This window comes from Dyella terrae (assembly GCF_022394535.1).
GTDB lineage: Bacteria > Pseudomonadota > Gammaproteobacteria > Xanthomonadales > Rhodanobacteraceae > Dyella.
On the sequence record NZ_CP089414.1, the window covers coordinates 1,686,507 to 1,706,769 of the forward strand.

The 20,263-nt window shown below is 61.8% G+C and carries 11 protein-coding genes and 1 pseudogene; 5 read left to right on the forward strand and 7 right to left on the reverse strand.

Translation table 11 applies throughout. The features are described from left to right. Positions 1-101: 101 nt before the first annotated feature. The 7 genes and pseudogenes from DYST_RS24305 to DYST_RS07105 all read right to left on the reverse strand — a co-directional run. Positions 102-977 (reverse strand): annotated as a pseudogene (locus DYST_RS24305) (GMC family oxidoreductase); the annotation flags it as partial. Between the two features lie 42 nt (positions 978-1,019). Beyond that, positions 1,020-2,237: a mandelate racemase/muconate lactonizing enzyme family protein gene (locus DYST_RS07080; RefSeq protein ID WP_239950958.1), complete on the reverse strand. Its 1,218-nt coding sequence runs from the start codon at positions 2,235-2,237 to the stop codon at positions 1,020-1,022. Beyond that, positions 2,234-3,532 carry an MFS transporter gene (locus DYST_RS07085; RefSeq protein ID WP_239950960.1) on the reverse strand — a complete coding sequence of 433 codons (1,299 nt, stop codon included), beginning with the start codon at positions 3,530-3,532 and terminating at the stop codon, positions 2,234-2,236. The genes DYST_RS07080 and DYST_RS07085 overlap by 4 nt, the downstream gene beginning before the upstream one ends. Positions 3,533-3,537: 5 nt before the next feature. Beyond that, positions 3,538-4,962 (reverse strand): aldehyde dehydrogenase, encoded by a 1,425-nt coding sequence (gene aldA / locus DYST_RS07090; protein WP_239950962.1) that lies wholly within the window; start codon positions 4,960-4,962, stop codon positions 3,538-3,540. Positions 4,963-5,060: 98 nt separating this feature from the next. Next, complete coding sequence (locus DYST_RS07095; protein WP_239950964.1) at positions 5,061-6,050, reverse strand: LysR substrate-binding domain-containing protein; 990 nt, start codon at positions 6,048-6,050, stop codon at positions 5,061-5,063. Positions 6,051-6,209: 159 nt separating this feature from the next. Further along, entirely contained in the window at positions 6,210-7,382 is a 1,173-nt protein-coding gene (locus tag DYST_RS07100) for a porin (RefSeq protein WP_239950966.1), read from the reverse strand. A gap of 142 nt (positions 7,383-7,524) precedes the next feature. Then, the gene (locus tag DYST_RS07105) at positions 7,525-9,138 is read right to left on the reverse strand and encodes a GMC family oxidoreductase (protein ID WP_239950968.1); all 1,614 of its coding nucleotides are present in this window, start codon (positions 9,136-9,138) and stop codon (positions 7,525-7,527) included. Between the two features lie 495 nt (positions 9,139-9,633). Here DYST_RS07105 and DYST_RS07110 point away from each other — a divergent pair, with 495 nt between their 5' ends. The 5 genes from DYST_RS07110 to DYST_RS07130 all read left to right on the forward strand — a co-directional run bounded on the left by DYST_RS07110 (position 9,634) and on the right by DYST_RS07130 (position 19,937). Beyond that, positions 9,634-10,509, forward strand: a complete 876-nt coding sequence (locus DYST_RS07110; RefSeq protein ID WP_239950970.1) for a DMT family transporter — start codon at positions 9,634-9,636, stop codon at positions 10,507-10,509. A 300-nt stretch (positions 10,510-10,809) separates the two neighbouring features. After that, entirely contained in the window at positions 10,810-12,045 is a 1,236-nt protein-coding gene (locus DYST_RS07115; RefSeq protein ID WP_239950972.1) for an efflux RND transporter periplasmic adaptor subunit, read from the forward strand. A gap of 19 nt (positions 12,046-12,064) precedes the next feature. After that, positions 12,065-15,172: an efflux RND transporter permease subunit gene (locus DYST_RS07120; RefSeq protein WP_239950974.1), complete on the forward strand. Its 3,108-nt coding sequence runs from the start codon at positions 12,065-12,067 to the stop codon at positions 15,170-15,172. Then, positions 15,169-18,456 carry an efflux RND transporter permease subunit gene (locus DYST_RS07125; RefSeq protein WP_239950976.1) on the forward strand — a complete coding sequence of 1,096 codons (3,288 nt, stop codon included), beginning with the start codon at positions 15,169-15,171 and terminating at the stop codon, positions 18,454-18,456. Before DYST_RS07120 ends, DYST_RS07125 begins: the two co-directional genes overlap by 4 nt. Next, on the forward strand, positions 18,453-19,937 hold the full coding sequence (locus DYST_RS07130; RefSeq protein WP_239950977.1) for an efflux transporter outer membrane subunit: 1,485 nt from the start codon (positions 18,453-18,455) through the stop codon (positions 19,935-19,937). The genes DYST_RS07125 and DYST_RS07130 overlap by 4 nt, the downstream gene beginning before the upstream one ends. Positions 19,938-20,263: the final 326 nt, after the last annotated feature.

Genomic DNA, 20,263 nt, shown 5'->3' on the forward strand with positions numbered 1-20,263 from the left:
AGGTACTGAAGGCCTGCCTTGATCTGCCCTACCTTCGAGCGCAGCTCATCATTGAGCGTCGGCACGTTCGCCATGTAGTAGTAGCTGGCGCACAGATGATCCTGTAGCCGCTCGCCCACGGCCGGCAGATGTTGCACGAGGGGAATGTCCAAAGCCTGCAAGCGCGCAACATCGCCGATGCCGGACAACTGCAGGATCTGTGGCGAGCCAACCGCACCCGCGCATAGGATCACTTCGCGACTCGCCCGAAAGTCCAGCACCATGCCCCGCTGCCTGACACGCACACCAGTGACTTTTCGCTCACTGTTGAAAAGAAGGTGTTGCACTGATGCATCCGTCTCCACGCGAACGTTGTTGCGCTTCATCGCGGGGTGAAGACAAGCAGCGCCGCTGGAACTACGCACGCCATGACGCGTATTGAGGTCGTAGATGCCGGCACCTTCCATATGCGGACCGTTGAAATCGTCGCTGCGCGGAAAACCCAGTTCATCGCAGCCATCGAGGAACGTATCGCAGATCGGATGCGTCTTGCCCCGCATGGAGCTGATGTGGATCGGGCCATCGCTGCCGTGATACGCAGTGTCGCCCAACGGATGGGTTTCCAGCTTGCGGAAATACGGCAACACATCCTGCCAGGACCAGCCGTCGTTGCCGTTCGCCGCCCAATCATCGAAATCGTGCGCCTGGCCGCGCACATAGATCATCGCGTTGATGGCGCCCGAGCCACCCAGCACTTTGCCGCGAGGCGCGTAGAGTTTGCGGTTACCGAGTGCGGGCTGCGGCTCGGAGTAGAACATCCAGTTATAGGTCGGGTTGTAGTACAGCTTGACGAAGCCGCCCGGCATCTTGATCCAGGGCGATTTGTCCTTGCCGCCGGCCTCGAGCACAAGCACGGAATGACGACCCGATTCGCTCAGGCGATCGGCAAGAATGCAACCGGCAGAGCCGGCACCAACAATGATGTAGTCGTAGGTCATGAGCAACGAATGAGTGGTTTCAACGAAGGCGAACGTGCGGTATCAGCCCCGCGCAGGGGCGTTTTCCTTGACGTCGACTGGATCGGCGGCCATCTGCAGGTGCAGGCGCTCACCGGTGTACGGCGAATGGCGACGCACGACGTCCAGATTCAGCTCGATGCCGAGGCCCGGCTCCGACGACGGAATGATGTAGCCGTCCTCCCACTGCAGAGGCTTCTTGAGAATCTCCGCGTGGAAGCCACCCCATGTGCCGATGCTTTCCTGGATCAGGAAATTGGGCGTACACGCGGCAAGTTGAAAGCTTGCCGCCGCACCGACCGGACCGTTGTAGAGATGAGGCGCAATCTGCACATAGAAGGCCTCGGCCATGCTCGCGATTTTCTTGCCCTCGAGCAGGCCGCCGCAGCGACCGACGTTCGGCTGAAGAATGGATGCACCACCTGCCTGTAGCAACTTGAAGAATTCATATTTGGTGGTGAGCCGCTCGCCAGCCGCAATGGGAATGGAAGTGCCGCGGGCGACTTGTGCCATGGCTTCTTCCTGCCCCGGTGGCACGGGCTCCTCGAACCAGAGCGGGTCGTATTTCTCAATGCGTTTGGCGAGACGGATGGCAGATGACGGAACCATCTGCCCGTGCGTGCCGAAGAGCAGATCGCAGCGATCACCCACAGCGTCACGGATCTTGCGGCAGAACGTCTCGCACCTCGTCAATACTTCCAGCGAAAGCTGATGACCGGAGAACGCGGAGTACGGCCCCGCAGGATCGAACTTAACTGCGGTAAAACCCTGTTCCATCGCGCGCACGGCATATTCAGCTGCAAGATCCGGATCGCTGTAGTCGTACTCGCCCTCACTGTTGACGGGATAGAGATAGGTGTACGAACGAAGACGTTCGTGAACTTTGCCGCCCAGCAGTTCGTAGACGGGTTTGTTCGCGGCCTTGCCGATAATGTCCCAGCAGGCCATTTCCAGGCCGCTGACGACGCCCATCATGGTGAGGTCGGGACGCTGGGTGAAACCGCTGGAATACGCGCGCCGGAAAAAACGTTCGATGTGGTGCGGGTCCTGATCCAGCAGATAGCGCGAGAACACGTCCTCGATCACTGGCACCATGGCTTTCGGATGAAAGGTGGCCGCGTAAATCTCACCAACGCCCTCAATGCCGTCATCGGTCTTCAGGCTTACGAACAACCAGTACATGCCGCCGATGTGCGGCGGCGGCACGGCAACGACATGCGTCTGCAGGGAGACGATCTTCATGCGCAGTTCCTTCTGTCGATACGCTTCTTCAAGGCCACCGCGGCCAACACGCCCATCGAGCCGATGGCGAACACGTAGCCGAAGTACAGGCGATAACCCAGCATTCCCGGGAAAGTCTCCGTCAGCCATCCGTTGATGAGCGGAAGCAGCACGTCAGGCGAATAGCCCACGACGGAAATGATGCCAATGGCCAGCCCCGTGATGCGGCTCGGAATGGCGCATTGATCGAGAATGGCCCAATACAGCGCGCGAATGGTGTAGGTCACCAAGCCGATGAGAACGGCCAGGATTACGACAAGCAGCGTGACATGCAGTGCGGGAAGAAAGATCAGCCCGAGCATGCCTACGGAAGCCAGTGCCAGCGCGTACGTCAGCACACGCAGATTGCTGAAGCGATCGCCCAGCCAACCACCGCCGATACCGCCGATTGGTCGCATCCACAGTTTGATCGTGGTGATCACGCCCGCCATCGTCGCGGACAGACCGAGCCCGTCCTGCGTCAGATAGGCGGAAAAACTGTAGGTTGCCCAGAAGAAGTGGTAGCCACAAAACACGATGGCCGTGACCAGCCACAGTTCCGGCATGCGGGTCAGCTGCTTCAGGTCTTTCAGCAAGTTGGCGTCCGCCGGCTTCTCGTCCTTTGTCGCGGACGACTCAGGGCGCGGCGGATCGCGCAACAAGCACATGACGATGCCAAGCACCAGACAGGTAATGGCGTAGAGCAGAATGACGTGCTCAAAACCTTCACTTGTCGATTCGCCACCACTGGTCGTCGCACGCGCGAACATCCAGATCGCGATAGTAGCCAGCAGGGCCTCCACCAGGCCCCGACCACCATCGAGCACGCCGAAGAATCGCCCCTGCTCTTTCTCGCCAGCCAGCCAGCCAACCCGCTTGAGCAGCGCCGCCCAGAATGTCAGGCCGGTCGTGATGCCAAAGCCCGAGAAGATGATGAGCAACACGTGGAAATTTGGCAGCGTGGCATACCAAAGCGCCAGCAATCCGGTGCCAAGGAGCGACACGCTGATCAGCAGGCGGGGCGATACGCGATCCGCCAGCCAGCCACTAGGCAGGTAGCTGACCATGAATGCCACGCCGAGTATCGAATACAGATAGCCCAGCTGCGTGTTGTCGATGCCCAGAGCCAGCATCATGCTGTTCTGGTACACCTGACGCAGATACAGCACCGGATAAATGGCGCCCGCGGCGAGTACCAGCACCACAAGCTGGGCGTAACGCTGGACGTTTTTGTTGGAACCTTCGCGGGTTGCCTTTGCGTTGATGGGCATGTCCATGGCGATCAGTGCTTCATCACGACAAGACGCGTCTGCGTGAACTCGAGCATGCCGTGCTTGCCGTCGTCGCCACCCAGCCCTGAGCGCTTCCAGCCCGCGTGAAAACCCTGGTAGGGATCGGCGGGCGTGCGGTTCACGTACAGCTCGCCAGCCTCGATATGGTTGGCGACGCGAAGCGCGGCGCGGTAGTTCTCGGTATAGAGCACCGAAGACAGTCCGAATTGATGGTCGTTCGCCATGCGCAAAGCATCATCCAGCGAGGCGTACCGCAGTACAGGAAGTACCGGGCCAAAGATCTCCTCCTGCACGATCTCCATGTCCTGCCGGCAGCCGCTGAGCAATGTGGGGGGATAGAAGTAACCCGGCCCCTCCGGGAGAGTGCCTCCGGTTTCCACCACGGCGCCCTCGGCTACCGCGCGCAGGACTTTGGCGTGGATGCCATCACGCGCAGGGGCGCTGACCAGCGGCCCCATGTATCGGGCATCCTCGGCGCGATTGCCGATGCGGATGGCGGCAAACTTCGCCTTCAGCAGGGCGAGAAAATCGCCATGCACGCTCTCGTGCACGTAGACACGCTCGATGGCGGTGCAAAGCTGTCCGCAATGGGTTGTCTTGGAAACCACGATGGCGTCGGCTGCCCGTTCCAGGTCGGCATCGGCCTCGATGATGGCGGGCGTCTTCCCCCCAAGCTCCAACGAGGGCTTGGCGATATTGGCCTTGCAGTAGTCGAGCACGGCGCGTCCCGCGCGAACGCTGCCGGTCAAGGTGATCATCGCCACATCCGGCTGAGTACAAAGGACCTCGGCCTGCTCGTGCTCCATCGCCACGATATTGATGGTGCCGGCGGGCATGCCCGCGTCCTGCGCGGCGCGCGCGATGTCATACGCACTCAACGGCGTGTGATTGCTCGGGCGCACCACCACCGTGTTGCCTGCAATCAGCGCGGGAGCGATCTTCCGCAGGAGCGTGTAGACCGGATAGTTGAACGGGATAAGGCAGGCCACCACGCCCAGCGGTTCACGCTGCAGCAGGATCGTTTCGTCCGTGTTGTCGCTCGGAATGACCTCGCCCTCGATGCGACGGGCCCATTCGGCGTGATAGCGCACAATCTCCGCACCGTAGATTGCTTCGCCCGTGGCATCCGCCACGCTTTTGCCTGACTCCATCGCCAGCGTGTGGCCCACGATGTGGGCATGCCGCTCGATGGCGTCCGCAAAGCGCCGAAGCTGGTTTCCACGCTCGATGGCGGGAAGTCGTGCCCACATGCGCTGGGCCTGCGCCGCAGCCTGCACCGCCTGACGTACCTGCGTATCGCTTGCCGCATCGACGCTACCCGCGTGTTGACCGGTAGCGGGATCGGTGACGTGAATGCCGGCATCTGAGCCGGCATCCACGAAGTGACCGTCAATGAAGTTCTTCTCGTTGCGCATGGTGCGTCAATTCCTCCGGCTTCGCGCCGATGTCGGCGGCAAGATTCCAGAGTGATTCAGGGCGACAAGACGCTACAAACGATTAATTCGCCACTCCATCATTCAAAAAAGGAATGGTTTTCGCCCCACAGCGCGAGGCCTGCGTAGTCGCGTGCATCCCCGGTGATTACGCGCTGCCCCTTTGGTGACTCACAGGGCATCCCAATCTCACCGTAAAGCCATGCACGGAAGTGCTCTATCGCGGGATTGAGGGGCTGCCCCTGCCGCGCGACGAACCAGTAGGACTGATGCCCCTCCACTTGCGTGCTGCGAAATTGCACAAGCCGACCATCCGCCAGCTCCTGCTCCACCATGTGGCGGTCGGCGATGGTGATGCCGAGGCCGTCCACCGCGGCGCGAATGGCCATGTCCAGCAGATCGAACTCGTAGCCCTGGCTGATATCGACCTCGCCCATACCGGCCGCGTTGAGCCAATGGGACCAAGTCATATAGCGCCTGTCGTGCGATGCCAACACATGCAGTAGAGGGAGACCTTGCAGATTGGCTTGCGAGGATGGACACCTGCGCAACAGCTCGGGCGAGCATACGGCGATGTGTTGTTCGTGCATCAGCAGCGATCCATCAACATCGCTCCATTCGCCATTGCCGAAACGGATGGCGCAATCGAGCTGACCTGATTCGTTGAGCGTGTCGCGTAATGCGCTGGTGATCGACAACTCCAGGCGGGGGTGCCGCTCCTTGAAGCGCCGCATGCGCGGCAGCAACCAGCGGATAGCAAACGTCGGCGGTGCATTGATGTGCAAACGGGTAGGCTGCAGCCTCTGCTGGATACCACGCACGGCGATTTCGATGCGATCGAACGAGTGCTGCAACGCTCCCAATAGTGCGCGGCCGGCATCCGTCATGTGAAGCTGGTGATGGCAGCGGATCAGCAAAGCTTCGCCCAGTTGATCTTCCAGCTGGCGAACCTGCCGACTGACCGCGCTCTGCGTGACGTTCAACACTTCCGCGGCACGCGTGAAGTTGCCGAGCGTGGCGGCCACTTCGAATACTTTCAACGCGTTGAGCGTGGGCATCTTGCGCTTCATGGGGCTTTCCTTGGACGGTCGCGGCTACGCGCGCCTGAGCCGAGAAAGTCGGCGGCGCAGCAGCGGCAGGTTATGCCGGTCGATGCTACCGGCCGGCGACGCCCCGCCCCATCGGATAGATCCCAAAAGCGTCGGAGCAACCCGGCGCGCCACGCACGATCAGAAGTAGTAGCCGATGTTCATGTAGAACTGGCCCGTCCAGCGATTCGTACCGCCCGCAGCGAGGCTCTGTGTGTAGCTGCTGCCGCCAAAATACGGATCGTTGCGGCCGTTCAGCCATTCCACGGCGATCCAAAGCTTCTTTACCGAGAACGACGTGCCAAGGATGAATCGCTGGCTGTCGTTGAACGAACGCTGCGATTTTTCATAGTAGTTGTACGTCGCATAGGTCTTCACGCCCGAGAACCAGCCGCCGAGAAAGCTCCCCGGCCACGCGTAGCTGAGGCTGCCGATATAGAGGTTACCCCGACTTGCGATGTTGAACGTGCCATCGTAGCCACCGTAGGTCACGGTGCTGTTGTCGAGAGGATTCCGCGGCGACATCTGGATACGCGTGTATTGCAACTCGGTGCTCCACGGTCCATTTGCGCCTGAATAATGCAGCGCGTAGGCAATGCGATGCCCGTTGTCACCCGTATCCCGGTTGTACAGCTTCGATACCAGGGCCGATGCGCCAACCTCGCCTTCCCAGGCGCCTAGCGTGGTGGTGCGCGCCAATCGCGCCATCACCATGTCGCGCTCCACGTTACGGCTGCCACCGTCAACATAGCTGTCGGCAGGGGTCGGCACGATGGAATAGGTGGTGCCGTTGCTGCTGCCATGACCCGATGGCGCGGGGCGCGCATAGTACCCGCCCTGAAAGTTCCAGCGCTCACCGGTCTGCACGTACTTGGCACCCAGCTCCCACAGGTCCTCAAGGCCGAGCACGTTGCCCAGCGTCTCGTAAAACGTGTCGCTGTAGAGCGGCTGCAGGCCGAACGGCACCTTGTTCAGGCCAACCTGCACCTGGCGTTCCGGATCGAACTTGTAGCCAATCCACGCGTATTCCATGAACTGCAGATTGCCAAACTGCTCCATGTACTGGAACGGGTAGTGATTGCCGTAAAAGCGATAACGCGCGGCGCCTTCCCAACTGTCTGAGTCGTATTTGGCGCTCAGCATGAGCGTATCGAAGCCGATCTCGTGTATGTCCCGACTGCCATCCTCGTCAACGCGGACGCGAATGGCGCCGCCAAGGTCGAGGTTATCCGAGACCTGTACCGCGTTGGCATTCCCCAGGCAAACCATCCATGTGACGGCAGCCAGCACGACGAGACGACGTGCAACTTCCATAGCGAGATTCTTCCTGATACGGGAAACCGATGCGGCAAGCCGTCGTCAAAACGGGGCCACGGGAGTGAAAAAACTATTCATCCCCGCACGCAGGCGCAAACGACAAAAAGTCAGGCTTGCCCCGACTTTTTGTCGCCGTATCTTAGGAACCGTCGCGCAGGATCAGCGACGCGCCCTTTTCCGCCACGATCATCGTGGCCGCATTGATGCTGCCGGAAGTGATGTTCGGGAAGATCGACGCATCAACCACGCGCAAGCCAGGCACCCCATGGACCTTCAGAGACCTGTCCACGACCGACCTCGCCGAATCGGAACCCATCGCGCAAGTACCACATAGATGATGAGTGGAATCGCAGGTTTCACGGAAATAGGCGAGCAGGTCGGCATCGCTCTGCGCTTGCTGCCCCGGCCTGATTTCTCCAGCGGTGATGGCGCGTATCGCCCTGCTCTGCGCGATGCGGCGGATCAGGCGACTGCCCTGAACGGCCTCCTCGACGTCCCTGTCGGTGCTGAGGTAGTTCGGGTCGATACGCGGCGTGTCTTCCGCCCGCCCGGAAACAATATGCACCGCCCCCCGACTGGTGGGGCGGCACGCATTGAAGCTGAGCCGGAACCCCGGATACGGTTCACCCGCGTTGGTGCCGCCATGGCCCACCGAAACCAATGGAGATAGTGGGCTGAAATAGACCTGCACGTTCGGAGTCAACTCCGTGTCATCACCACGGAAGTAACCACCCGCCTGAACCATGCTCATCGACAAGGGCCCGGTGTGACTAAGCGCATATTGCAGGCGCGCCATCATTCGTCCGAACCATGACCGCGGTCCTGTGCCAGCCATCGGGATGTTCGCGAGGTAGTCGTAACTGGCGGAAAGATGGTCCTGCAGGTGTTCTCCCACCGAAGGCAAATGATGGATTGGGGAAATACCAAGGTCACGCAAGCGGGAAACATCACCGATGCCCGACAATTCAAGAATCTGCGGCGATCCCACCGCACCCGCGCATAGAATGACTTCGCGACGGGCACGGAAGTCCAGTGGCATGCCGTGCCTTCTCACACGCACACCGGTCGCCCTTCTTTCGCTGTCGAAAAGCAAACGGTCCACGGTCATATCCACTTCCACACGCAGATTGTTCCGCTTCATCGCTGGACGAAGGTTGGCCTTGGCACTGGAACAACGTTCGCCTCGATGGACACTGAGGTCGTAGATGCCGGCGCCCTCGACGTGGCCGCCATTGAAATCGTCGCTTCGCGGATAACCCAGTTCGTCACAGCCAGCGAGAAAACTATCGCAGACCGGGTGCGCCTTACCTCGCATGCGACTGATGCGGATCGGACCATCGCCACCGTGATAGACCGTATTGCCCAACGGGTGCGTTTCCAGCTTGCGGAAGTACGGCAATACGTTGTGCCAGGACCAACCGTCGTTGCCTGCAGCCGCCCAGTCATCGAAATCGCCAGGCTGCCCGCGTAGATAGATCATCGTGTTGATGGCACCCGATCCGCCCAGACCCTTGCCGCGCGGCGCGTACAGTTCGCGCCCGCCAAGCGCGGGCTGCGGGGCGGAATGGAACATCCAGTTGTGTGCGGGATGGCGGTACAGCGTCGCGGCGGCGCCCGGCATCTTGATGACGAGCGAACGATTTTTGCCACCCGCCTCCAGCACAAGCACGGAATGGCGCCCTGATTCGCTCAGGCGATCCGCAAGGATGCTGCCGGCGGAACCGGCACCAACGATGATGTAGTCGTAGGTCATGGGGCACGCAGGGCAGAGGTATTTAACGGAACCGAGGGAATGCATACACGGCCTGCGCGCAAGGCGGGCCGAGCTGATGACGTGAGGCGGCGAGCAGGCGCGTCCTGTCCATCGAGGAGTCATGCAACCGACACCGCATGCCCCTTCATCACGATCAGCAACAGAACCTGTACGTCTCAGCGAAATCGTACAAGTTGAGACATAGCTTGTTGCATAGGAGCATTCTGAAATACGGGGCGCGAACTGCGGTGTGCTACGCCTTGGCGCGCAGCTGATGCCCTAACAACGACCCGAAGAGCAAGCTCGTGGGGAAAGACGCAGAACAAGCCCCCATGGGATACCCAGCCCGCCATATCGCATCAGAAGAACCCTGCTTCAAAGTCGCGACGGCCAGAGCCGGCTGTGTGTAGGGGCTGGACTATGGGACTATACCCATCGCCTTCTTCCGCCCGGCCAGCCACATCACGCCTTGACGGGCCACTTCCCGGGATCTGCATGTTCAAAGGTGTTCTGCTCGGCTTCGCTTGCTACGCCGCTTACGCGATCAGCGATGCTTTCGTGAAATCGCTACACGGCACGTTGCCTGCCTACGAGGCAGTGTTCTTCGGTGCCGTGTTGATGCTGAGCGCCCTGCCCTTCATCCGGAATCCCGGTGACCGCTACATAGAGGTGTTCCGTGCGCGCAAGCCGCACCTTTGGTGGATCCGCGCCATCACCGGCGCCATCTGCAACATCTCGGCGGTCATCGCCTTTACTGCGCTGCCCATGGCGGAGGCATTCGCGCTGATCTTCCTGCTGCCAATCTTCGTGACGCTGCTGTCTGTGATCTTCCTGAAGGAGCACGTGGGCTGGCGACGCTGGTCAGCGGTGATCGTGGGCTTTATCGGCGTACTGGTGGTATTGCGGCCAGGTTTCCGCGCACTGGGCGTCGGGCATTTCGCCGCCATGACCTGTGGGCTGTCTGGAGCGGTGTCCGTCGTTGCGCTGCGTATGGCGGGGCCCCATGAGAAGCGCATCAGCCTGTACGGCGCTGGTGTGGTCGGGCCGCTGGTCAGTGGCGGCGTGCTGATGCTGTCGCATTTTGTCTGGCCGGATCTACATCAGTGGTTGCTGCTGGCGGGCTACGGCCTGCTTGCCGGCCTCGCTGGCGTGCTGCTGATGCTTGCCACGCATCACGCGCCCGCCAATCGCATTGCGCCCACGCAGTACAGCCAGATGCTATGGGCCATCTTCTTCGGCTACTGGCTATTTGGCGACCGGCTGGACTGGCCCATGCTGATCGGCATCGCGCTTATCCTCGGTTCCGGCCTGTTCACCTTGGTGCGCGAAGAGAAGGTCACCGGCTGGTGGAAGCGCGCGCGCATGGTATGACCATCCCGCGGCATGGCCATGGCCATCCACATGAACAATGTTTAATGAAAAAAAACTAACCGGACGAGCCCTGTCGTGAGGCATCACTCGTCCGTGACAGCGCTTGTGCCATGAGTTTTCCGGCCTTTTACCCCACGGTGGCTGGGGTATGGGGGCTTGTCGCCAGGGTCAACCACAAGGACAACGGATCGTTAGAGATCCGTCGACAACGTTCCTACCGCCGCATGGTCGCGTACCGGTTGCAACGAGAACGATCCGACTTTGTTTGTCTTGTGAATTTGAGCTGCTGGGAGATGGTGCATGAGTGCCGATACCGCCCGAACATCTGGGCACCCTCGTAGGAAGCGTGGCGTACTGATCACGGCCGTGATCATCGTGCTCTTGGTGGTATTGATGGTGATTCACATCCTCACCGGGCAAAAGGCCAAGACCGGCCAGCCCGCACAAGTGGTGAGCGCTGCCACCGCCCACGTTGGCGACATGCCGGAGGTACTCACCGCGCTGGGCACGGTGACGCCGGTCGCCACGGTCAACGTGCTGCCCCAACTGAGCGGCTACCTGACGGCCGTGGGTTATCAGGAAGGCCAGGACATCGAGAAGGGCCAGTTCCTCGCGCAGATCGATCCGCGCCAGTACGAAATCAACAAGCAGCAGGCCGAGGCACAATTAGCGAAGGACCAGGCCACCCTGGACCAGGCCCGCGCCGACCTCGCCCGCTACACGCAGCTGCATGAGCAGAAGTCCATTGCCGAGCAGACCTACACCGACCAGAAATTCACGGTCGCCCAGGCGGAGGCCGCAGTAAAGGCGGACAAGGCCGCCATCGCGCAGGACGAGCTCGACCTCATCTACTGTCACATCACCGCACCAGTGGCCGGCCGGGTGGGTTTGCGGCTGGTGGATCCGGGCAACTACGTCACGCAGTCGACCTCGCCGGGTATCGTCGTCATCACGCAGATGAAGCCGACCACGGTGCAGTTCACCGTGCCGCAGAACTCACTAGGCCAGGTGCTGCAGCGGGTGAACTCGGGCGCCAAGCTGCCCGTCGCCGCGTACTCCAGCGACAACAGCAAGCAGATCGCCGCCGGCACGCTCTACGCGCTGAGCAACCAGATGGCGACGAGCACGGGCACGGTGACGCTGCGCGCGACCTTCCCCAACGATGACGAGTCGCTGTTCCCCAACGAGTTCGTCAACGTGCAGATGCTGGTGGATACCTTGCAAAAAGTGGTGCTGGTACCTACACCCGCCGTGCAGAGCGGCGCGCCCGGCAACTACGTGTATCTGGTCAATGCGGACCAGACGGTCTCGGTGCACAAGGTGACGCCCGGCCCCAGCGACGGCAAGTTCACGGCGATCCTGTCCGGCCTCGACGCGGGCCAGCAGGTGGTGACGGATGGCATGGATCGCCTGAGCGATGGTGCCAAGATTCGCGTCGCCCAGGCGCACCCTGCCGGGGCGAGCAGCACAGGCGCACCGGCCACCACGCATGGCGGCAAGCATTCGCACGGTGCCTCCGCCAGCAGCTCGTCGTGAGCCTTGGGCGCGCAAATCGATGAATATTTCCCGCCTGTTCGTACTCAGGCCGGTGGCAACCTCGCTGCTGATGATCGCCCTCGTGCTGGTGGGCCTCGTCGCCATGCGGTTCCTGCCGGTGTCGTCACTGCCCAACGTCGATTACCCGACGATCCAGGTGCAGACGTTCTATCCCGGCGCCAGCCCATCGGTAATGGCCACCACGGTCACCGCGCCACTGGAAGTGCAGCTGGGCGAGATCCCAGGCCTGCAGCAGATGACGTCCAACAGCTCTGCGGGTGCGTCCATCATCACCCTGCAGTTCGACCTGTCGCTCAACCTCGACGTGGCCGAGCAGAACGTGCAGGAGGCCATCAACGCTGCCAACAGCCTGCTGCCTTCGGGCCTGCCCGCGCCACCGACGTACGCCAAGGTGAATCCCGCCGACCGCCCGATTCTTACGCTGGCGGTCACATCCAATTCCATGTCGCTGCCGCAGCTACAGGATGTGGCCAACAATCGCCTCGGCGCCAAGATCTCGCAGGTACCGGGCGTGGGCCTGGTTACGCCGGCCGGCGGCAATGTACCCGCCATCCGCATCGAGGCCGACCCCAAGAAGCTGGCAGGCTACGGCCTCAATATCGATGACCTGCGTTCGCTGATCGCCAACGTCAACGTGAGTCAGCCCAAGGGCAACTTCGACGGCCCCGACCTCGACTACACGATCAACGGCAACGATCAGATCCAGAACCCTCAGGATTACCTCGACACCGTCATTTCCTATCAGAACGGCGCACCGGTCTACCTGCGCGACGTGGCACGGGTCACACAGGCCGCACAGAACACCGAACAAGGCGCGTGGTTCAACAAGACGCAGGCGATCGTGCTGAACGTGCAGCGTCAGCCAGGCGCCAACGTCATCGCCACCGTCGACCAGATCATGAAGCAGCTGCCGCAGCTGGAATCCACGCTGCCCGCAGGCATGAAGGTGGACGTGGTCAACGACAGTACGGGCGTGATCCGTTCATCGGTGAGCGACGCCGCGTTCGAGCTGATTCTTGCCGTGGTGCTGGTTGTGCTGGTGATCTTCGTGTTCCTGCGCAACGTGCCGGCCACCATCATTCCCAGTATCTCGGTGCCCGTGTCGCTGATCGGCACACTCGCGTTGATGTACGAGCTCAACTACTCCATCGACAATCTGTCGTTGATGGCGCTGATCATCGCCACTGGCTTCGTCGTGGACGACTCGATCGTGATGATCGAGAACATCGTGCGCTACCTGGAGGAAGGCAAGACGCCACTGGAAGCGGCATTGGAAGGCGCCGGACAGATCGGCTTCACCATCGTGTCGTTGACGGTGTCACTGATCGCTGTGCTGATTCCCCTGCTCTTCATGGGCGGCGTGATCGGCCGCTTGTTCAGCGAGTTCGCCGTGACGCTGGCGGTGACCATCGTGCTCTCTGCCGTGGTCTCGCTCACCCTGGTGCCGATGCTGTGCGCGCGCATTCTGAAGGCCCAGAAAGACCGTCACCCAAGCCGCTTCGAGCGCATCAGTGAGGGCTTGTTCGACAAGACGCTGGCCGCATACAAGCGAGGCCTGCATTTCGTGATGGCCCACCAGTTGGCTACGCTGCTGGTGTTCTTCGGCACGTTGGCTCTCACTATCGTGCTCTACGTGGTCATTCCCAAGGGCCTGTTCCCGGTGCAGGACGTGGGCGTGCTGCAAGGCATCAGCGTGTCGGACAACTCCGTGTCCTACGGCGCCATGGTTGATCGCCAGAAGCTGTTGGCTGATGCCATCCTGCAGGATGAGGACGTCGCCAGCCTCACCTCCTACGTGGGCATCGACGGCACCAACACCACGCTCAACAACGGGCGCTTCCTGATCAACCTGAAAGCGCGCGATGACCGCTCGTCCACCGCCGAGGAGATCGCACGCCGCATTCAACAGGAGGTGACGACGGTACCCGGCATCCACCTGTACATGCAGCCCGAGCAGGACCTGACGCTCGATACCACCATCTCGCCGAACCAGTACCAGTTCGTGCTGCGCGGACCAAACCAGCAGGCCTTCCAGCAGTACGTGCCCGAACTGATTTCGCGCATGAAGAACATCAAGTCGATCACCGACGTCACCAGCGACCTCAACAACGACGGTCTGGCGGTGAACGTGCAGGTGAACCGCCAGTTGGCGGCGCGCTACGGCATCACCTCGGCGACCATCGACAACGCGCTGTACGACGCGCTGGGCCAGCGCATCGTCTCCACTATTTTCGAGCAGGCCAGCCAGTATCGAGTGATCCTGGTGGCGAAGCCGGAAAGCATCCCCTCCGTGGAATCACTGGGCGATCTGTACCTGCCCAGCCAGACGGCCAGCAGCGGTCAAGTGCCGCTCAAGGGCATCGCGGACATCCAGGTCACCAAGTCCCCGCTGGTCATCAGCCACCTGTCGCAGTTCCCGGCCATCACCGTGTCGTTCAACCTCGCCAAGGGCGCATCGCTCAGCAAGGCGGTGAAAGAGGTGAACGATGCCGAGCAAGCCATGCATCTACCCTCGTCCATCACCTCGACCTTCCAGGGCGCGGCGCAAGCGTTCCAGGACTCGCTGTCCAGCGAGGTTTACCTGCTCATTGCCGCCCTGGTGGCCGTCTACATCGTGCTGGGTGTGCTGTACGAGAGCTTCATCCACCCGGTGACGATTCTCTCCACTCTGCCCTCCGCCGGCATCGGCGCCCTGGTGGCGCTGATGATCGCCGGTAGCGATCTGGATGTGATCGGCATCATCGGCATCGTGCTGTTGATTGGCATCGTGAAGAAGAACGCGATCATGATCGTGGACTTCGCCCTCGAAGCCGAACGCGAACACGGCAAACCGGCGGACGAGGCCATCTTCGAAGCCTCGCTGCTGCGCTTCCGCCCGATCCTGATGACGACCCTCGCCGCCATGCTCGGCGCCATGCCGATGCTGCTAGGCACGGGCACGGGTTCAGAGCTGCGGCGCCCGCTGGGCCTCGCGATCATTGGTGGCTTGCTGCTCAGCCAGTTGCTCACGCTGTTCACCACGCCGGTGATCTATCTGTACTTCGATCGCCTCGCGCAACGCTTTGGCCGTAAGCGTTCTGAGGCGGCCGACGGGGAAACCGCGTGAACATCCCCGGCGCATTCATCAAGCGGCCAGTAGCGACGACGCTGCTGGCCGTCGCCATCCTGCTGTCGGGCGTGCTCGCGTATTTCCGCCTGCCCGTCGCGCCGCTGCCTAACATCACCTTCCCGGTGGTGGTGGTGCAGGCAAGCATGGCCGGCGCGAGTCCCAGCACCATGGCCTCGACGGTGGCCGAGCCGCTGGAGCGGCGTCTGGGGACGATCGCAGACGTCACCGAGCTGACCTCCACCAGCACCGTCGGAACGTCGCAGATCGTCATCCAGTTCGGCCTCAACCGCGATATCAATGGCGCCGCGCGCGATGTGCAGGCGGCCATCCAGGCATCGCGCGCTGACCTGCCGACCACGCTGCGCAACAACCCGACTTATCGCGAATACAACCCGGCCGATTCGCCGATCATGGTGCTCGCGCTCACCTCCAAGACGCTGACTCGCGCCCAGCTCTACGACTCCGCCGATTCTGTGATCCAGCAGCAGCTGTCCCAGGTCGATGGCGTGGGACAGATCACGCTGGGCGGCAGCGCATTACCCTCCGTTCGCGTGGAGTTGCAACCCGACCAGCTCAACAGCTACGGCATCGGCCTTGAGGACGTACGTGCCGCCATCAGTGCGGCCAATGCCGACAGCGTCAAGGGTCACATCGACCAGGACGGCCAGCGCTACGAAGTGCTGTCCAACGACCAGATCAACAAGGCAGCACCGTATCGCGATCTCGTCGTCGCCTACCGCAACGGCTCGGCCGTACAGCTGCGCGACGTAGCCCAGGTGCTCGATTCGGCCGAGAACGTGCGCAACGCCGGCCTCTACAACGGAAAGGATGCGGTGCTGGTCATCGTTTATCCGCTACCCGGCAGCAACATCGTCAAGACCGTCGCGCAGATCAAGAAGTCGCTGCCCTCCATCGAGGCCACCCTTCCCCGCAATGTCCACGTGGGTGTTGCCGTGGACCGATCGCAATCGGTCAATGCGGCGGTGAACGACACCGAGCGCACGCTGTTCATCGCCATCCTGCTGGTGATCGGCGTGGTGTACGTGTTCCTGCAGTCGCCGCGCGCCGTGTTAGTGCCGGCCGTGGCGTTGCCCTTGTCCATCATCGGCACATTTGGACCGATGTACCTGCTGGGCTACAGCATCGACAACCTGTCGCTGATGGCGCTGACCATCGGCACAGGCTTCGTGGTGGACGATGCCGTGGTGGTGCTGGAAAACATCGTGCGCCACGTGGAATCGGGCATGGACGTGCGTGAAGCCGCGACGCTCGGCAGCGCCGAGGTCAGCTTCACCGTGATCTCCATGAGCCTGTCGCTGATCGCCGTGTTTCTGCCCATCCTTCTGATGCCCGGCATCGTGGGCCTGCTGTTTCACGAATTTGCCGTAACGCTATCCATCGCGATCTTGCTGTCGCTGGTGATCTCGCTCACGGTGACACCCACCATGGCGGCGTACACGCTCAGCCGCAAATCGTTGCACTCGAAAGCGCGCTGGGCGGTGTGGTACGAGCGCCAGTTCGACCGCTTCCGGGAGGCCTATTCGCGCTCGCTCACGCTCGTACTGGACCACGCCTTCGCAGTGATCCTGACCCTGATCGGCTTGATCGTGCTGAACGTGGTGTTGATCCGCCTGGTGCCGTCCACGTTCTTCCCCGAACAGGACAACGGCATCTTGATGGGCCAGATCATCGCGGACCAGAGCATCTCGTTCCAGGCGATGGAGAAGAAGCTGGCGCAACTGCAGGACATTGTGCAGAAGGACCCGGCGGTGGCCTCCGTCGCGGGCTTCTCCGGCGGTCGCGCGCTCAACACCGCTAACGTCTTCATCGAGCTGAAGCCGCTGGCCGAACGCAAGATCTCCGCCGCCCAGGTGGTGGACCGCCTGCGGCCCAAACTCAACGCAGTCTCGGGCGCCAAGTTGTTCCTGCAGGCAGCGCAGGATCTGCACATTGGTGGCCGGCAATCAGCATCGGAATATCAATACACGCTGACCAGCGACGATCCTGAGGCGTTGTACACCTGGGTGCCTAAGCTCATCACGGCACTCGGCAAGTACCACGACCGCATCACCGACGTGAATTCCGACTTGCAGCAGAACGGCCTGCAACTCTACGTATCCGTGGACCGCGCCACAGCGGCCCGCTACGGCTTCGCGCCCAACCAGATCGACAATGTGCTGTACGACGCCTTCGGCCAGCGCACCGTGTCCACGGTCTACAACCAGCTCAACCAGTACTACGTGGTGATGGAAGTCGCGCCGGAGTATTGGCAGTACCCGCAATCGATCGAACGTATCCGCTTCAGCACGGCTGCCGGCAACCCCAGCGGCACGCAGCAAACGCAGATGTCCGGTGCGCTGGTCAGCGGCACAACCTCGACGACCACAGCCAACGCCAACACCAATACGCGCAACGCCAACGCTGAGGCCAACCAGCTCACCAATGCCATCTCCAACTCCAAGGGCGGCAGTTCCAGCGGTAGCGCGGACAGCACGGCGTCGGAAACCATGGTGCCGTTCCCTGCGCTCGCGTCGTACGTGAGCAACCACACGGCGACGCAGGTGAATCACCAGGGCGGACTTGTCGCCGGCACCATCTCGTTCAACCTGCCACCCGGCGGCTCGCTGAGCAACGCACTGGCAGCTATCAGCGAAGCCGGGCAGGAGTTGGGTATGCCCGCATCGATCCACGGCTCGAGCGCTGGCGCAGCACAGGTGTACGCGCAGTCGATGGGCACCATGCCCCTGCTGATTCTCGCGGCGCTGGCCGCCGTCTATATCGTGCTGGGCATTCTGTACGAAAACACCGTGCATCCCATCACCATCCTCTCCACCCTGCCCTCTGCCGGCATCGGTGCAACGCTGGCCCTGCTGATCTTCGGCACGCCGTTCTCGGTGATCGCCATGATTGGCATCATCCTGCTGATCGGCATCGTGAAGAAGAACGCCATCATGATGATCGACGTGGCCATCCATCTGCAGCGCGACGACGGGCTGGAACCAAGAAAGGCCATCCATGACGCCGCCGTCGTGCGACTGCGTCCGATCATGATGACTACCGCGGCCGCCGTGCTCGGCGCTGTGCCGCTAGCCATTGGTATTGGCCAGGGTGCTTCGCTGCGCCAACCGCTGGGTATCACGGTGATGGGCGGTTTGATCCTGAGCCAGGTCTTCACCCTCTACACCACGCCGGTGATTTACCTCTACCTCGACCGCCTGCGCGCACGGCTTGCGCAGTGGTCGGAAAGCCTGCCGTGGAACCGATCGGACGCAAGCGCATGAACAAGAGTCTGCCCTCCTATTCCAAGCTCTTTTCCCGTCACGCTCTCGCCGTCTCGATGACGGTGGCGCTCAGCGGTTGCATGGTAGGCCCCGACTACCATCGTCCCGACGTGAGTACGCCCACGCAGTTCAAGGAGCTGCCTGGTTGGACCGCTGCCATGCCCGCCGACGACATCGCCAAAGGCGACTGGTGGAAGGCCTTCAACGATCCGCTACTCAATGAGTTGGAACCGCAGGTGTCGGTATCCAACCAGACGGTGGCGAAGAGCTACGCCGACTACCAGGCCGCCATGGCCGACGTACAGGTGGCGCGCAGCGCATTGTTTCCCACCATCGGCATCAGCGGCTCGGGCAGCAAGCAACGCACCGCCGCAGGCAATGCGGGCAGCGGCGTCGAGCACCTGCGCCCGGTCAGTACATCCGGCTCGCTGGAAGGTAACGTGAGCTGGGCACCTGATCTGTGGGGCAAGGTTCGTCGCACCGTCGAAGAGAACAAAGCCACCGCGCAGGCGAGTCAGGCCACGCTGGCCAATGCCACGTTGTCAGAGCAAACCGCGTTGGCCACGGCCGTGGTCGACCTGCGCGTCACCGATGCCAATATCGACCTGCTGCAGAAGACCGTCGACGCGTACAAGGAATATCTGCGCGTGGTGGACAACCAGGGCAAGGCCGGCACGATCGCGCCTTCCGACGTCATCACTGCTCGCACGCAATTGGAAAACGCGCAATCAAAATTGATTGCGCTCGGCGTGTCGCGCGAACAATACGTGCATGCCATTGCCGTGTTGGTCGGCAAGAATCCGGAAGAACTCGACATCCCGCACAACGCCACCTTGCCGACCTTGCCGCAGGTGCCAACAGGCGTACCTTCCACGCTGCTGCAGCGCCGACCGGACATCGCCGTGGCGGAGCGCCAGATGGCTTCGGCCAATGCGGCCATTGGCGTCGCTATCGCCGCGTATTACCCGTCCATCTCGCTATCGGGAGCGGACGGCTTTTCGCAGTCACCTCTGGCTGGGTTGCTGCATGTCTCCAACCATGTGTGGTCGCTTGGCGCCGACGTGAGCGAGACCATCTTCGATGCCGGCGCCCGTCACGGCCAAGTAGCCGCCGCACGGGCCACCTACGAATCCACCGTCGCCAATTACCGCGGCACCGTACTCGCGGCGTTCCAGAACGTGGAAGATGATCTCTCCGGAGTCAGGATCCTGGCGCAACAGGCGCAGGTGCTGGATGCGGCGGTGAAAGATGCCACGCGTGGTTCGGAAATCGCTTTCAACGAGTACCAGGCCGGCACGGTCGACTACACCACGGCGGCGACGGCCCAGGCCACGCAACTCAGCACCGAGCAGGATGCGTTGAGTGTGCAGCAGCAGCGGTTGTTGGATGCGGTGTCGTTGATTGGTGACCTTGGTGGTGGATGGTCGGCGGATGAGTTGGCGCATGCGCCTGCGGCGGCGGTATCGAAGGTTGCGGAGTGACGCGGTATTGATGATTGGCCTCGTGAGGGGCGGGTACTGGCTTGGAATGCGCGGCGCCCTCAGTTCTGCTCCCTCTCCCTTACGGGGAGAGGGTTGGGGTGAGGGGTGGGTGCTCGCCGCACCGTTTCATCTAAGCCGTCATCCCTGCGTAGGCAGGGATCCAGTTGCGTCAGTGGTTGGCTGTCGCCTCGAGCGTTACTGCGATCAGGCCGCTTACGCAGCGGGCGTTTCGATCGTCTGCCGACGCTGGAGTCTCTTTTCTTTGTTGGCCCACGCACGCGCAGGAGCGCGTGCGAACGGCGAAGCCGGGCCGAAGGGCGGAGGGC